The organism is Streptomyces sp. NPDC004134 (assembly GCF_042874195.1).
Classification (GTDB): domain Bacteria; phylum Actinomycetota; class Actinomycetes; order Streptomycetales; family Streptomycetaceae; genus Streptomyces.
Genome location: NZ_JBIAMS010000004.1, coordinates 59,748 through 74,315 on the forward strand (window position 1 = coordinate 59,748; position 14,568 = coordinate 74,315).

Here is a 14,568-nt window from a genome sequence, read left to right on the forward strand (position 1 = left end):
CTCACGGCCACAGGAGGTGCTTCGTCCACCCGGGTGGCGCCGCCTCGTAGACGAGGCGCGTGTGGCGGCGGGAGGCGTCGCCCTGCCAGAACTCCACCGTCCGCGGCCGCACCGCGTACAGCGTCCAGCCCGGCGCCACCAGCCCCGGGTCCGCCTCGATCCGGGCCAGGGACCCGGCCACCGCCGCGTCCCGCTCCGCCGGGTCCGCGAGCGGGCGGGACTGGCGGGCCAGGAGGGCCTCGGCGCGGGCGCCGGCGCCGCGGGCACGGAAGTCCGCGGCGCTCAGCTCCGGGTCCGCGGCCGCGACCGGGCCCCGGATCCGCACCTGGCGGGCCAGCGGCGACCAGTAGAAGGTCAGCGCCGCGTACGGCCGCCCGGCCAGCTCCCGCCCCTTCGGGCTGCCCGCGTCCGACGCGAACTGCCAGCCGTCCGGGCCGGCGTCCTTGAGGATCAGCACCCGCGCCGACGGGTCGCCGGCCGCGTCCGCCGTCGAGAGGGTCATCGCGTGCGGCTCGCGCACCCCCGCCCGTACCGCGTCCAGCAGCCAGCTCGTGAAGAGCGCGACCGGCTCGTCCGGTGTCTCCCGCGGGTCGAACGACGGCAGGTCGCCCTCGAAGACCTCGATCCCGCGCAGCAGCCGCCTCAGGTCGGTCATGCCCACCCCTTCATGCCGGTGGCCCGGCCGGAGGGCGTACACCCTCCGCGGCCGGGCCACACGGTCAGTCGTGCGAGTCGTGTCAGTCGCCACCCTGGAGGATGGCCACCAGGCGCAGCATCTCCAGGTAGATCCAGACCAGGGTCAGGGTCAGACCGAAGGCGGCGAGCCACGCCTCGTTCTTTGGGGCGCCGTAGGCGATGCCGTCCTCGACCTGCTTGAAGTCCAGGGCCAGGAAGCACGCGCCGAGCACGACGCCGATGATGCCGAACAGGATGCCGAGGCCGCCGCTGCGCAGGCCCATGCCGTCGCCGCCGCCGATGAGCGAGGCGAACAGGTTGACCGCCATCAGCAGCACGAAGCCGATGGCCGCGCCGACGACGAACCGCTGGAACCGGGCCGTGACCCGGATGATCCGCAGCTTGTACGCGACGAGCACTCCGAAGAACACCGCCATCGTGCCGAGCACGGCCTGCATGACCGCGCCGCTGACGTAGGTGTTGAAGTACTCGCTGATGATGCCGAGGAAGACACCCTCGAGGACCGCGTACGACAGGATCAGCGCGGGGATGGGCCGGCGCTTGAACGCCTGGACCATCGCGAGCACGAAGGCGCCGAGCGCGGCCATGAGGCCGATACCGAGCGACTTCTCGCCGTCGAAGGTGATCCAGGAGGCGACGGCCGCGAGGATCACCAGGCCGAGCGTCATGCCCGTGCGGGACACGACGTCGTCCATGGTCATCCGGTTGCCGGCGGGCGCCGCGTACGGCGCCCACTCGCCCTGCTGCTGGTCCGCGGGCGCGTAGGGGTTCCGCGGGGCGGCACCCGGCTGCTGCGCATACGGGTTGGTGCCGGGCTGGGCGTACGGGTTGTTGCCCTGGGCGGTGGTGGGGCCCCCGGCCTGCGACGGCGCGTTGAAGCCTGCCGAACCGCCCTCGCGGCTGAACCCCCGTCGCGTGAAGACCGGGTTGCTGCTCCTCATCTCACTCCTCAGTGGCCGCACTGCGCGGCCTTGGGACAAGAGTAATGGGTAGGCAAAGACATCGCGCCAGTACCTCAGGAGGATCTTTCACAAGGCTTTTCCCAGGCTTTCCCCCTTCGGGGTAAGCAAGCGCTCAGAAATTGAGGTCCGCGTCACAGTACGAGAACCGTGACCCCTTGGCTACGTACGGGTAACTTCAGCCCAGGACCCTGCCCCTCCGCGTCCCCTGGGAGCCGTGATGCCCGAAGCCGTGATCGTCTCTGCCGCCCGCTCCCCGATCGGCCGGGCCGGGAAGGGCTCGCTGAAGGACGTCCGCCCCGACGACCTGACCGCGGGGATCGTCCGGGCCGCCCTCGACAAGGTGCCGGGGCTGGACCCCGGGGACATCGACGACCTCATGCTCGGCTGCGGCCTGCCGGGCGGGGAGCAGGGGCACAACCTGGGCCGGGTGGTCGCCGTGCAGCTCGGCATGGACCACCTCCCCGGCTGCACCATCACCCGCTACTGCTCCTCCTCGCTGCAGACCACGCGGATGGCGTTCCACGCCATCAAGGCCGGCGAGGGCGACGTGTTCGTCTCGGCGGGCGTGGAGACGGTCTCGCGGTTCGTCAACGGTTCCTCCGACGGCATGCCCGGCACCCACAACCCCTTCTTCGCCGAGGCCGAGTCCCGTACCGCCGAACGGCAGGAGAAGGGGGCGGCTTTCGGGGGAGGCGGCTGGCACGACCCGCGCGCGGACGGCCTCGTGCCGGACGTGTACATCGCCATGGGGCAGACCGCGGAGAACCTGGCCCGCGCCAAGGGCGTCACGCGGCAGGACATGGACGAGTTCGGGGTGCGGTCGCAGAACCTCGCGGAGAAGGCCATCGCCGCGGGCTTCTGGGAGCGCGAGATCACGCCCGTCACCACCCCCGGCGGCACGGTGGTGACCAAGGACGACGGCCCGCGGCCCGGCGTGACCATGGAAGGGGTCTCAGGGCTGAAGCCGGTGTTCCGCCCGGACGGGCTGGTCACCGCCGGCAACTGCTGCCCGCTCAACGACGGCGCCGCGGCGGTCGTGGTGATGTCCGACACCAAGGCGCGTGAGCTGGGTCTCACCCCGCTGGCGCGGATCGTCTCGACCGGCCTTTCCGCGCTGTCGCCGGAGATCATGGGCCTGGGCCCGGTGGAGGCGAGCAAGCAGGCGCTCGCACGGGCCGGGATGGCGATCGGCGACATCGACCTGGTGGAGATCAACGAGGCGTTCGCCGCGCAGGTCATCCCCTCGTACCGGGACCTGGGCATCGACCTGGACCGGCTGAACGTCAACGGCGGCGCCATCGCCGTCGGCCACCCCTTCGGCATGACGGGCGCGCGGATCACGACGACGCTCATCAACTCCCTGCAGTGGCACGACAAGCAGTTCGGCCTGGAGACGATGTGCGTCGGCGGCGGCCAGGGGATGGCGATGGTGCTGGAGCGGCTGAGCTGAGCGCAGGCGAAGCTCAGCGTGACCGGAGACGCCGCACGGCCGGGTGGAATCGGTGAGGTACGGAACGGGCCCGGGGGCGTACGGGGCGTGTTCCGCGCCCCGTCCTGCGGCGGTGGGACCAAAGGCCCGTCCTATTCATGCCATTTTCCGCTAGGGGTGGGGTTCTGCGCTCCGGCAGGCTGAGGTAGAACATGGGGGTCCTACAGCAATCGGGAGTCCGACAGTGAGCGCCACCAACTTCGCCGTCCTGCTGGCCGCCACCCCTGCCGCGCTGCTCGGCGCCGCCGTGCTGCGCGCGGTGAGCGGGCTGCGGCGCGAGGTCGTCACGCTCCGTGCCGAGCTGACCGCGCAGGCCGCGACACAGGACGCCCCGAAGGCGGCTGCCGAACCGCGGACAGAGACACGGACAGAGACACGGACAGAGGCGGGGACAGCGGCAGGGACGGAGACGCAGACCGGGACGGCGGCCGCGGACGAGGCGGCCGTGCCGGGTGCGCGGCCCGTACCGGCGGCGGAGATACGTATCGCCGTCGCCCAGGCGCTCGCCGACGAGCGGGAGCGGGAGCTGGCCGAGGCCCGGGCGTTCTGGGCCGAGCAGGAGGCCCGCGACAGCATCGACGCGACCCCCTTCCTCAACGACCCCGTCGACTTCGGCGGCGAGGTGTTCATACCGCGGCAGGCCGACTTCGCCGGCTTCGAGCCGCTGCTCGACCCGATGGACCGGCTGGACCGCATGGACCGCATGGACCGGCTGGAGCGCACCGAACCCGCCGAGCCCGACGACGTCGCCGCCGCCGCGGACGCGCCGCCCGCCGAGGGCGAGTCCGCCGAACTGGCCGCCGCCCGCCGCCGGCACCCCTCGCACCCCGACTTCCGCCCCCAGCCCGCCGTCGCCGACCACGAGCGCACCGTGAACCGGCTGGAGGACCTGGCCGCCGGCCGTACGCCGCTGACCGACGTGCGGCTCGGCCCGCTCGGCACCCTCGACGTCTACGTCTTCGCCGACGGCACCACGCTCTGCCTCTCCCCCGGCCACCGCGACACCGCGGAGCGCCTCGCCGAGGCCCTCGACGGGGGTACGGAGCCGGTGCTGCTGGGCGGTTCCGCGATCAGCGGGGCGTTCGCGCTGACCTTCGACTGCGCGGGCGAGAGCGTCTACATCCTCGCGGACCGCGTCATCGCCTCCCTCTGAGCCGTACGGGCCGAGCCGTACCGACCCAGCCGTACGGACGGAGCCGTGCGGAGCGCCGCGGCCCGCAGAAGCCCGTACAAGCCCGTCAGAGCGCCCCGTTCACAGCCGTACGCCCCTCACCACCGCCAGCGCCTCCGCGAGCCCCTGGGCGTCCTGGGCCGCCCGCAGCGCCTCCGCCAGGTCCCGGCCCGCGACGGCCACCTGGTCGCCCACCGCGAACTCCCCCGCCGCCGGCATCTCGTACGGCGTCCGCTCCGGCGCCTCCAGCCGCTGCGCCCGCGCGGACAGCTCGCGCGCCAGCGCGAGCCCGGCGGCGGCAGCCCCCGCGCACAGCCGGCTCTGCGGCAGCGACCGAAGCCGGTCGGCGATCCGGTCGACCGCGGTCACGAAGTCGAGGACGTCGAGCACGAGCCGAGCCTAACCCGCCGGTAGCCCCCGGGCGGTTCGAGCCGCCCCGTTCCAGACGGTTGTCAATCGGCGCGCCCTCAGGCACGGTGCTGAAGAAGGACTGCATACCGGAGGCGCCGATGTCCCATGTCTTCTCCGCAGAAACCCACCGGAACCTGCTCTCCCGCATCCCCCACTGCACCGGCCGTGAAGTCTCCGACTGGTTGCAGACCGTCGAAGACGGTCCCTGTCTCCTCCGCTTCGAGGAGAAAGTGAGCTGGCTCCGTGGCGAGCACAACCTGGCGTACGGCCACGCCAAAGCGATCATCCACGAGTACGACCTGAGGCGGGCCGCGCGCAAACTGCTCTAGGAGGGGACTTCGCGCACCCCTGGCGCACCACGAGAGCACACCACGGCACGGCGAAGGGCCCGCGGGAGGGCGATCCCTCCACGCGGGCCCTTCCGACGGGCACGGCCGCCCGTCTCCCCGTTCCCCCGTGAGTGCCTGGCCGCCTACTCGCTCTTGATGGCCGCGAGCATGTTCAGCCGCGACGCCCTGCGGGCCGGCCACAGCGCCGCCAGCATGCCGACCAGCGCCGCGCCGAGGATGAAGTAGCCCATCCGCTCCCACGGCAGCACCAGCGAGTACGTGTCGATCGAGCTGGCGATCAGCTCACCGGCGGCCCAGCCGAGGAAGACCCCGAGCCCGATGCCGAGCACCCCGCCGAAGAGCGAGATGACCAGCGACTCCAGCCGGACCATCCGCTTCACCGCGCGCCGGTCGAGGCCGATGGCGCGCAGCATGCCGATCTCCTGCGAGCGCTCGAAGACCGACATGGCCAGCGTGTTGATGACGCCGAGGACCGCGACCAGGACGGCCATGCCGAGCATCGCGTAGAGCACGTTGAGCATCATGCCGATGAGCCCGGCGACCATTTCCGAGACGTCCTCCTCGTCCATCACCGCGATGGCCGGGTTGTCGCCGAGGGCCGCCTCCAGCTTGTCCTTCATGGCGTCGCTCTCGCCGCCCGTGGTCTTCACCCAGACCTCGAAGTCGGTGATCCGGTCGAGGTGCGGGTTGACGACGGAGGTGTCGAGCATGATGCCGCTGAGCATCTCGTTGCCCTTGTAGAGGCCGGAGATGGCCAGCTCGCCCTTCTCCCCGTCCTGGTACGTGACCTGGACGGTGTCGCCCATCTTCCAGCCCTCGTCCTCGGCCGTGTCGGTGTCGACGATCGCCTTCGCGGGGCCGCCGCCGGCCGGGACGCCCTCGGCGAGGCCGGCGAACGAGCCCTGCTCGAAGTCCAGCTCGACCAGCTTGCCGACCGTCTCGCCGTTGACGCCGGTGAGGTCCTCGTCGTCGCCGCCGATGTCGACGGGCACGGTCCGCAGCGGGGAGGCGGCGGTGACCTCGTCGAGGCCGGCGAGCTTCTCCCCGACCTCCGGGTTCAGCGGGGTGAAGTTCGACATGGAGACCGAGTAGTCGGCCTTCATGGCGTCGGTGGCCATCTTGTCGATCGCGTTCGCGACGCCGCCCGCGATCACCGTCAGGCTGGTGATGAGGGTGAGCCCGATCATCAGCGCGGAGGCGGTGGCGGCGGTGCGCCGCGGGTTGCGTACGGCGTTCTGCCGGGCGAGCTTGCCGGAGACCCCGAACACCCGCAGCAGCGGGGCGCCGAGCGCGATCACCGGGCGGGACAGCAGCGGCGTCAGCACGAAGATGCCGACCAGCAGCACCGCGGCGCCGATGCCCATGAGCGCCTTGCCGTCGCTTGCGGTGGTGCCCGCGACGACCATGACGGCGCCGATGCCCCCGATGAGCGCGCCGATGACGTTGCGTACGACGAGGCTGCGGGTCGACGCCTGCGCGTGCAGGCTGCTCATCGCCGCGACCGGCGGGATCTTCGCGGCCCGGCGGGCGGGCAGCCAGGCGGCGAGCACGGTGACGACGATGCCGACGACGAGCGAGATCACGACCGTCGCGGGCGAGACGACCAGCGGGCCGTCGGGCACCGTCTCGCCGGTGGCGCTCATCAGCGAGCGCAGCCCGGCGCCGATCCCGACGCCCGCGGCGAGGCCCGTCAGGGCCGCGGCGGTGCCGACGGCGGTGGCCTCGAAGAGCACGGAGCGGGTCACCTGGCGGCGGCTGGCGCCGACGGCCCGTAGCAGCGCCAGCTCCTTGGTGCGCTGGGCGACGAGCATGGTGAAGGTGTTGGCGATCAGGAAGATGCCGACGAAGAGCGCGATGCCGGCGAAGGCGAGCATGGCGGTACGCAGCCCGTCCATGCCCTGCTCGATCTGCCGGGCCTGGTCGTCGGCGAGCTTGGTGCCGGTGAGCGCCTCGGCTTCGGCGGGCAGGATCTTCTGCGCCTCGGCGCGCAGTTGCCCCTCGGAGGTGCCGGGGGCGGCGGCGAGGTCGATCTCGGTGTACTCGCCGGGATGGGTGAAGAGGTCCTGCGCGGTCCCGGTGTCGAAGAGCACGAGGCTGCCGCCGGCGGCGACGTTGCCGTCGTCGGTGGTGAAGATGCCGGTGATGGTCGGTTCGAGTACGGGGCCGTCGATGGACATCCGCGGGGTGTCGCCGACCTCGTAGCCGGTGCGCTCCGCGGTCCTGGCGTCGATGGCGATCTCGTCGGCGTTCTGCGGCCCGCGGCCGTCGCGCATCGGGTAGCGGGGGTCTTCGCCCTTGCCGCCGTCGCCGGGGTAGTAGTTGGCGCCGCTGGTGGACCAGCCGTCGCCGACGAGGTCGCCGTCCTTGTCGGCGAGCGCGGCGAAACCGGCGACGTTGCCGGTGGCGGACTTCACGCCGGGCAGGGCCGCCGCCTCGTCCAGCAGGTCCTGGGTGAGCGGCGGCGGCTCGCCGGGGCGGCCCCCGTCGGCGTCGTCGTCGGGCTGGACGCGTACGTCGACGTGGTCGAAGCCCTGCTCCGAGCTCTTGGTGTAGGCGTCGGAGATGGTGGAGGTGAAGACCAGGGTGCCGGAGACGAAGGCCACGCCGAGCATCACGGCGAGCACGGTCATCAGCAACCGGGCCTTGTGCGCGAACACGTTGCGCAAGGCGGTGCGAAGCATATGGGGTCCTGTGGTGGAAAGCCGGTAGCGGGCGGCCTGCTGGTCAGCGAGCGGGGCTCAGCTCACCCGGCCCTTGGCGTCGAAGCGCTTCATCTTGTCCAGCACCTGCTCGGAGGTGGGGTCGCGCAGTTCGTCGACGATGCGGCCGTCGGCGAGGAAGACGACGCGGTCCGCGTATCCCGCGGCGACCGGGTCGTGCGTGACCATGACGACCGTCTGGCCCAGCTCGCGCACGGAGTTGCGCAGGAAGCCGAGCACCTCGGCGCCGGAGCGGGAGTCGAGGTTGCCGGTGGGCTCGTCGGCGAAGATGATCTCGGGCCGGGCGGCCAGCGCCCTGGCCACGGCGACGCGCTGCTGCTGGCCGCCGGAGAGCTGGCTCGGGCGGTGCTTGAGCCGTCCCGACAGGCCCACGGTCTCCACCACCTGCTGCAGCCACTGCTCGTCGGGCTTGCGGCCGGCGATGTCCATGGGCAGCGTGATGTTCTCCAGCGCGTTCAGCGTCGGCAGCAGGTTGAACGCCTGGAAGACGAAGCCGACCTTGTCGCGGCGGAGTTGGGTGAGCTTCTTGTCCTTCAGCCCGTTCAGCTCGGTCTCGCCGATGCGCGAGGAGCCGCCGGAGATGGTGTCGAGGCCGGCCATGCAGTGCATGAGGGTGGACTTGCCGGAGCCGGACGGCCCCATGATCGCGGTGAACTCGCCCTGCATGAACTCTACGGAGACGCGGTCGAGGGCGACGACCTTCGTCTCGCCCTCGCCGTAGACCTTCGTCAGCTCGGTGGCGCCGGCAGCCGCCACGCGGGCGTAGGCGGTGCCGGGGCCGGAGGCGCCGGGGATGGTGGTGGTCACGGCGGTGGGCTCCTGTCGGGACGGTGGTGTGCAACCTGTCCCTTCCATCGTGGCTGCGGAATCCGTCGCCCGGATCAGCCCGAGCTCCGGTTCCGGGCGAGACCGAGGAGGTACACGGGCCCGCGGCGGCTCCTCCTCGGGGATGACCCGCACCCTGACGAAGGCATGGGGCAAGGGCCCCCGGAGGGGCAATAAGGGAAGTGGAATTTCATCCGAGGACTTCTTCGACAACTCGGGCCTAATTCAAGCCAACATCAGTCCGTAGATGGCCAGTTCGGCCCATCCGCCCCGCTACTCTGGTTACGCGCCATGCGGTGGTCCGTACGCAGCGTGTGCGGGCCGGGAGTCCTGCCCGGATGGTGGAAAGCAGACACGGCGACCTTAAAAGTCGCTGGCCTTCGGGCCGTGCCGGTTCAAGTCCGGCTCCGGGCACCTCCCGGCAAGAGGTCGTCGACCTGCGAAGACGACTGGTCAGCAACGGTGACCCCGCCCCTCCGGGGCACCGCTGACGCCCGTTTCGACCTCGCCCCGGCAGTCTGGAACCGGCCACAGCGCTGAAACGTTCACCCGGATCCCGCCGGCCGCAGATCGGACCACTGCGGCCCCCTGGCGCGGAGCGGCCCGCCTCTCATGCCCTCCTCAGAATCCGCAGGTAGCCTCACGCGCTACGCGATCGAGGACCCCCGGCGGGAGGAGCGGACGTGGTACGCGGGACGGTGACGCTGGCGCGGGCGGCGGTCGTGGTGCGCGCGGGCGCGGCGCCGATGTGGTGGCTGGGTATCGCCGCCGCGGCGGCGGGTGCCTGGCAGGACGGGCTGACGGGTCAGTGGATAGGACTCTACGCGGGCGCGGCGCTCTTCCTCCTCGTCGCCCCCGCGGTCGGCGCGGTCCGTCGCGGACGCTTCCTGGCGCAGGCGCGAACGGCCCAACGGGCGGGCCGCGGCGCGGTGTTGCAGGACCGGGCGGTGACCGTACGGACATGGCGGCGGGCCCGCCGGTGGTGGCTCGCGGCGGCGTTCGCCGTCGCGGCGGGCTCGGCGGCGGCGATGCCGATCGCCGGCGGGTTGGTGCTGGCCGGAGCCGGTGCGGGGCTGCGGGCGAAGGCCGCGTGGCTCGGCCGCTGGGAGCGGGAGCAGGAGGCGCTGCTGTGGCTGCCCGTCGACGCGGCCACCGCCCGCGGCGCCGGAACGGGCGGTTCGGGCGTGGCGTACCTCCGTACGGGCATCGCCGCCGGCGACGCCCTGCCGGGCGGAGGCGTACGCCGGGGCTCGCCCGCCACGGTCTGACGGCGGCGGACCCGGAGCGCGCGGGGGCGCCGTGCGCGGGCGCACGGGTGCACGCGGTGCACGGCGGGCGCGGTGCGCGGGTGCACGGCGGCGAGCGGTATTCGCGTACCGGAGAATCCCGTCTATTGCACAGGCGCCCACCGTGCACGTGGAATTTCAGCGGCACACGAATTACCGGCGTCAAGTGAAAAACAACGTTCCGCATTACCCGCGTAGTTGCGGCCACCCGGGGGCTAATCCGTTTCGTCCCCCAAATCACCGTGAACGCGTAGAAACAACGTCAGCGGAAGAGGCGCGGCGGGACCGTGCGGGCGAGGACGGCGTAACCCTCGGGGTTGAGGTGGAGGTGGTCCCCGGTGTCGAGGGCGGGCAGCAGCGCGCGGGGGTGCGCGGGGTCGCGGGTGGCGGCGTCGAAGTCCACGACGGCGTCGAAGCGCCCGCTGCTGCGGATCCAGTCGTTCACCCGCTGCCGGGTCGCCTCGCGCAGCCCCGCCGGGTCGTCGTACGGCGTGCTGCCGCCGAACGGCGTGAGCGTGGCCCCGTAGACGCGGATGCCCTGCGCGTGCGCGCGCGTGACGATCTGGTCGTACGCGGCCACCAGCTCGTCCCCGGTCTCGCGCTGCGCCGCCTCGGTGGCCGGCGCGGTGCCGATGTCGTTGATGCCCTCGAAGACCAGCAGCCAGCGCGCCCCGCTCACCGCGAGCACGTCCCGGTCGAGCCGGGCGAGGGCGTTGGGGCCGAGGCCGTCGTCGAGGACGCGGTTGCCGCCCGCGGCCTGGTTGACGACCGCGACGGGCGGGGCGCCGGGCCCGCGCAGCCGGTCGTTGAGGAGGTCGGGCCAGCGGTCGTTGCCGTTGGTGGTGGAGCCGCGGCCGTCGCTGAGGGAGTCGCCGAGGACGACGGCGGCGCGGGTGCGGGCGGGGGCCTCGGCCTCGACGCCGCTGAGGAAGTACCAGTGGTCGGTGGCCGTCGCGCCGGGCAGTGCGGCGGCGCCGGTGTGGTCGCCGGCCAGCAGGTACGAGGTGGTGCGCGAGCCCGGGTGCGAGGTGACGTCGGTGGACGCCTGGCCGTCGGCGAGGTACAGGGTCACGGTCAGATTGGCCCCGGGGGGAGCGTCGAGGCGTACGGGGTCGGAGACGACCTGCGCCCCGACGGGGACCGTCGCGCCCGCCCGACCGCCGAACGTCAGCGGCCGCGAGCTGCCCGGCACGATGCCGTCGACGCCGGCCCGGCCGCCCGCGGGGAGGGCGACGGCGGCGCGGGTGATCGGCAGCTCGGCGCCGCCGAAGGCGTTGGAGAAGCGGAACCGGAGCCGTTCGCCTGGCACGGCGAGGCGCACGGTCTGGCGCAGGGTGGCGTCCCGCAGCACGCCGTCGTCCTGGGTGAACGGCGGGGGCGGCATGTTCGCCGGCTCGGTGAGCTGCGGCATCGAGGTCCAGGCGGCGACCCACCGCGCGGGCCCGCCGGGGGCCGCGGCCGCCGCCGCGGGGGTCCCGGCGGCGGGAGCGAGGCCGCGCAGCGCGTGGGCCGCCACCGCGACGGCCGCGACGAGGGCCATGACGAGCGCGGCGGCGAGATACGGATACACGGCGGAGCGGCGGTCACGGGGGCGTCGGTACGCGGGCTCGGGCATCTGCGGCTCCGGGGGCGAGACGGCGAAATATTTCGAGGTCTGTGCCGAAAATTTCTGACCGTACGCTACGGTCCGCCGCCACCCCGGTCAACGCCGCCACCCGCACAGGTTCAAGCCGGCCTCCGGCTCCCGGCGCCGGCCGGCGCCGCGACGAAGGGCGAGAGGGATCCCCGGGAATGGCCTGCCGGGGCCGCGTCAGTCCCAGTCGGACTTGTCCTTCTCCGCCCGGCGGCGGCGGAAGAGCCCGGTGGCGTGCACCGCGTTCACGCCGACGATGCCGCCCCACGTCACCAGCAGCCCGGCCAGCCCCTCGTTGACCACGCCGATCGCCGACAGCGGAATCGCCAGCACCATCGACACGGCGGCGAAGCCGAACCGCTCGCCGAACGTGCCCTCCGGCGAGCTCGCGCCCGGCTGTGTGCCCCGCGCGACCTGCATCTGCTGCTCGGCGAGCTGGCGGCGGAGCCGGGTGTCGAACGTCCCGTCCATCCGCTGCTGCACCTTCTCGAGGAAGCCCTCGATCAGCTCTTCCTCGTACTCGGGGCCGAGGTCCCTGCGGGTCTGCAGGGTGGCATCGAGTTCACTCTTGATCTCCGGGTCCCGCGCACTCATACCCCGTACGGTACGAGTCCGCGCGCTCAGGTGCAGTAGTGCTACCCCCCCAATTCGTTCCGGTGCGCCCTTGCCGTCGTGCATACGGTCATGCAGAGTCGTCGTGCAGTGAATAGGACATCGGATCCGGAGGTGGGATGGTCTCCGCCGACGCGGGCGCCAGGCTGCAGAAGCTCTTCGAGGGGCGCCGGCTGACGCCGACCCAGCGCCGTATCGCGCACTGCATGGTGCGCAGGGCCGCCGACGCACCGTTCCTGTCGAGTGTGGAACTGGCCGAGCTGGCGGGGGTCAGCCAGCCGTCCGTGACCCGCTTCGCCGTCGCCCTCGGCTTCGACGGGTACCCGGCGCTGCGCCGCGCGCTGCGCGAGGCGGGGCTGGGCGAGCCGGCGGGGCGGGCGGAGCGCAACGAGTACCAGCAGGCCGTCCAGGCCGAGATCGAGAACCTGCGCAACCTCTCCGCGCTCCTCGCCGACCCCGCCCCCGTCGAGGACGCCGGCCGGCTGCTCGCCGCCTCCCGGCCGCTGCCCGTGCTCGGGCTGCGCGCCGCGGCGGCGCAGGCGCGGGGCTTCGCGTACTTCGCGGCGAAGGTCCACCCCGACATCCGGGTGCTCGACGAGGCCGGCTCGATGCTCGACGACCGGGTCGACGCCGCGGCCCGCGCCGGCGCCACGGCGCTGCTGTGCTTCGCGCTGCCGCGGCACCCGCGGGAGCTGGCCGGCGCGCTGCGCACGGCGCGGGCGACGGGGCTGACGGTGGTCACGGTGGCGGACAGCTCGTTCACGCCGGTCGCGCAGGACAGCGACGTGCTGCTGCCGGCGGCGGTGGGCACGGGGCTGTCGTTCGACACGGCGTGCGGGCCGATGCTGCTGGGGCGGGTGCTGCTGGAGGCGATGTGCGACGCGCTGCCGGAGGCGCAGGCGCGGCTGGAGGAGTTCGATGCGCGGGCGGCGGAGCGGGGACTGTTCCTGGACTGAGGCGTACGGGGCGCGGGGCGCGGGCCGTACGCGGGAGGCGCACCCGACGCGAGGCACATGCCGTACGTGAGACGCACCCGACGCGAAGCACATGCCCTGCACGAGCGCACGCCCGACGCGAAGCACACGCCCCGCACGAGCGCACGCCCGACGCGAAGCACACGCCCCCGGCGAAGCGCATGTCCTACGGGCCGCACGGCCCGCCCGCACCGCCGTGCGCCCCCGGCCCCCGCCCGCGTACGCCCGCGGTGGCCTGCCTCCGCCCGCGTACGCCTTCTGCCGGCTACCCCCGCTCCCCCACCGCCGTCTGCTCCGCGTCCGTCTCCGACTCCGCCACCCGCCGCCTGCGGCGGTGCTTCAGCAGCGCCCACGGCCCGCGGCCGCCCGTCGGCCCCGCCGGGGCGACCTCCGTGCCGCTCTCTCCCGCCGCCTGCGCCGCGGCCTTGGCCACCGGCAGGTAGCCCTCGTCGCGGCGGACGTCCGGGCGCTCCTCCTCCGCCGGCCACATGCCGAGCGCCGCGGAGAGGGTGGGGAGCAGGGCCATCGCGGCGGTGGCGTAGCCCTCCGCCGAGGGGTGGTAGTTGTCGGGCCCGAACAGCTCGCGCGGGTTGGCCGCGAACTCCGGTCCCAGCAGCGTGCCCAGCGAGACCGTGCGCCCGCCGCGGTCGAGCACGGCGATCGTCTGGGCCGCGGCGAGCTGCCGGCTCAGCCGGCGGGCCAGCCAGCGCAGCGGCTGCTGCACCGGCTCGATCGTGCCGAGGTCCGGGCAGGTGCCGACGACGACCTCCGTACCGGCGTCGCGCAGCCGCGCGACCGCGTCCGACAGGCAGCGCACCGACACCGCCGGGGGCACCCGGTGGGTGACGTCGTTGGCGCCGACCATGATGACCGCGACGTCGGGCCGCAGCCCCTCCTCGTCCAGCAGCAGCGTCACCTGCCGGTCGAGGTCGTCGGACTGCGCCCCGGAGAGCGCCACGTTGCGCAGGTCCACCGGCCGCTCCGCGATCGCCGCGAGGCCGGAGGCGAGCAGCGCCCCCGGCGTCTGGCGGGGGCGGTAGACGCCCTGGCCCGCGGCGGTGGAGTCGCCGAGGAACGCCAGCAGCACCGGCCGCACGCCGCGTCTGCGGCCGAAGGCCGCCCCGTACCGCCCGTCGGCCCGCGGCGGCTCCTCGTCGCTGCCGCCCACCCGGCGCCGCGCCAGGTGCACCTCCGCGACCAGCACCCCCAGCGTCGCGCCGCCGATCAGGCCGATGCCCCCGCCGCCGTACGCCGCCGCCGCGGCGATCCGGCGTGCCGCCCTCGCCCTGGTCATCGACATCGCCTCTCCGTTCCGCGCCGGCCCCCGTGTGCCGTGTCGCGCAGTGTCCGTACGTACCGCTGCCGCCGGGTCCGTACAGCCGTGTCCGAACCGTCGCCGTACCTGTGCCTGCCGCTGTCCGTCGTCAGTCCCTCCCCTT

13 protein-coding genes and 1 tRNA gene are annotated in these 14,568 nt (G+C 73.3%); 6 read left to right on the forward strand and 8 right to left on the reverse strand.

The features are described 5' to 3' along the window. Position 1 precedes the first annotated feature (1 nt). A complete protein-coding gene (locus ACFYVJ_RS07435) occupies positions 2 to 655 on the reverse strand; it encodes a pyridoxal 5'-phosphate synthase (RefSeq protein ID WP_388887454.1) in 654 nt (217 codons plus the stop codon). A gap of 82 nt (positions 656 to 737) precedes the next feature. Then, positions 738 to 1,637, reverse strand: coding sequence for a Bax inhibitor-1/YccA family protein (locus tag ACFYVJ_RS07440; protein ID WP_388887456.1), 900 nt, complete (start codon positions 1,635 to 1,637; stop codon positions 738 to 740). 238 nt (positions 1,638 to 1,875) lie between these two features. On the opposite strand from ACFYVJ_RS07440, the gene ACFYVJ_RS07445 reads away from it, so the two are divergent. Together ACFYVJ_RS07445 and ACFYVJ_RS07450 are read left to right on the forward strand one after the other, a co-directional pair. After that, entirely contained in the window at positions 1,876 to 3,108 is a 1,233-nt protein-coding gene (locus ACFYVJ_RS07445) for an acetyl-CoA C-acetyltransferase (RefSeq protein WP_388887457.1), read from the forward strand. 223 nt (positions 3,109 to 3,331) lie between these two features. Continuing rightward, entirely contained in the window at positions 3,332 to 4,300 is a 969-nt protein-coding gene (locus ACFYVJ_RS07450) for a hypothetical protein (RefSeq protein ID WP_388887458.1), read from the forward strand. Between the two features lie 99 nt (positions 4,301 to 4,399). On the opposite strand, the gene ACFYVJ_RS07455 is transcribed toward ACFYVJ_RS07450, so the two are convergent. After that, entirely contained in the window at positions 4,400 to 4,708 is a 309-nt protein-coding gene (locus tag ACFYVJ_RS07455; protein WP_388887459.1) for a hypothetical protein, read from the reverse strand. 119 nt (positions 4,709 to 4,827) lie between these two features. Between ACFYVJ_RS07455 and ACFYVJ_RS07460 the strand changes: the two genes are divergently transcribed. Beyond that, entirely contained in the window at positions 4,828 to 5,058 is a 231-nt protein-coding gene (locus ACFYVJ_RS07460; RefSeq protein WP_027773764.1) for a DUF4287 domain-containing protein, read from the forward strand. Positions 5,059 to 5,201: 143 nt separating this feature from the next. Here ACFYVJ_RS07460 and ACFYVJ_RS07465 read toward each other — a convergent pair whose 3' ends face one another. Then, on the reverse strand, positions 5,202 to 7,760 hold the full coding sequence (locus ACFYVJ_RS07465) for an ABC transporter permease (RefSeq protein WP_388887461.1): 2,559 nt from the start codon (positions 7,758 to 7,760) through the stop codon (positions 5,202 to 5,204). Between the two features lie 57 nt (positions 7,761 to 7,817). After that, a complete protein-coding gene (locus ACFYVJ_RS07470) occupies positions 7,818 to 8,606 on the reverse strand; it encodes an ABC transporter ATP-binding protein (protein WP_388887463.1) in 789 nt (262 codons plus the stop codon). A 350-nt stretch (positions 8,607 to 8,956) separates the two neighbouring features. Here ACFYVJ_RS07470 and ACFYVJ_RS07475 point away from each other — a divergent pair. Both ACFYVJ_RS07475 and ACFYVJ_RS07480 read left to right on the forward strand, forming a co-directional pair. Continuing rightward, positions 8,957 to 9,038 (forward strand) — tRNA-Leu (locus ACFYVJ_RS07475). A gap of 269 nt (positions 9,039 to 9,307) precedes the next feature. Then, the gene (locus ACFYVJ_RS07480; RefSeq protein WP_388887464.1) at positions 9,308 to 9,892 is read left to right on the forward strand and encodes a hypothetical protein; all 585 of its coding nucleotides are present in this window, start codon (positions 9,308 to 9,310) and stop codon (positions 9,890 to 9,892) included. 280 nt (positions 9,893 to 10,172) lie between these two features. On the opposite strand, the gene ACFYVJ_RS07485 is transcribed toward ACFYVJ_RS07480, so the two are convergent. Continuing rightward, entirely contained in the window at positions 10,173 to 11,525 is a 1,353-nt protein-coding gene (locus ACFYVJ_RS07485) for an SGNH/GDSL hydrolase family protein (protein WP_388887465.1), read from the reverse strand. 195 nt (positions 11,526 to 11,720) lie between these two features. Beyond that, positions 11,721 to 12,137: a hypothetical protein gene (locus ACFYVJ_RS07490; protein ID WP_388887467.1), complete on the reverse strand. Its 417-nt coding sequence runs from the start codon at positions 12,135 to 12,137 to the stop codon at positions 11,721 to 11,723. A 137-nt stretch (positions 12,138 to 12,274) separates the two neighbouring features. Here ACFYVJ_RS07490 and ACFYVJ_RS07495 point away from each other — a divergent pair, with 137 nt between their 5' ends. Next, positions 12,275 to 13,111, forward strand: a complete 837-nt coding sequence (locus tag ACFYVJ_RS07495) for a MurR/RpiR family transcriptional regulator (protein WP_388887468.1) — start codon at positions 12,275 to 12,277, stop codon at positions 13,109 to 13,111. A gap of 283 nt (positions 13,112 to 13,394) precedes the next feature. Here ACFYVJ_RS07495 and ACFYVJ_RS07500 read toward each other — a convergent pair whose 3' ends face one another. Beyond that, the gene (locus ACFYVJ_RS07500) at positions 13,395 to 14,429 is read right to left on the reverse strand and encodes an SGNH/GDSL hydrolase family protein (RefSeq protein WP_388887469.1); all 1,035 of its coding nucleotides are present in this window, start codon (positions 14,427 to 14,429) and stop codon (positions 13,395 to 13,397) included. Between the last annotated feature and the right edge of the window lie 139 nt (positions 14,430 to 14,568).

Coding starts and splice junctions, on each gene's coding strand:
- ACFYVJ_RS07435 (WP_388887454.1), bottom strand. CDS start 655: ATGACCGACCTGAGGCGGCTGCTGCGCGGGATCGAGGTCTTCGAGGGC.
- ACFYVJ_RS07440 (WP_388887456.1), bottom strand. CDS start 1,637: ATGAGGAGCAGCAACCCGGTCTTCACGCGACGGGGGTTCAGCCGCGAG.
- ACFYVJ_RS07445 (WP_388887457.1), top strand. CDS start 1,876: ATGCCCGAAGCCGTGATCGTCTCTGCCGCCCGCTCCCCGATCGGCCGG.
- ACFYVJ_RS07460 (WP_027773764.1), top strand. CDS start 4,828: ATGTCCCATGTCTTCTCCGCAGAAACCCACCGGAACCTGCTCTCCCGC.
- ACFYVJ_RS07465 (WP_388887461.1), bottom strand. CDS start 7,760: ATGCTTCGCACCGCCTTGCGCAACGTGTTCGCGCACAAGGCCCGGTTG.
- ACFYVJ_RS07485 (WP_388887465.1), bottom strand. CDS start 11,525: ATGCCCGAGCCCGCGTACCGACGCCCCCGTGACCGCCGCTCCGCCGTG.
- ACFYVJ_RS07490 (WP_388887467.1), bottom strand. CDS start 12,137: ATGAGTGCGCGGGACCCGGAGATCAAGAGTGAACTCGATGCCACCCTG.
- ACFYVJ_RS07495 (WP_388887468.1), top strand. CDS start 12,275: ATGGTCTCCGCCGACGCGGGCGCCAGGCTGCAGAAGCTCTTCGAGGGG.
- ACFYVJ_RS07500 (WP_388887469.1), bottom strand. CDS start 14,429: ATGTCGATGACCAGGGCGAGGGCGGCACGCCGGATCGCCGCGGCGGCG.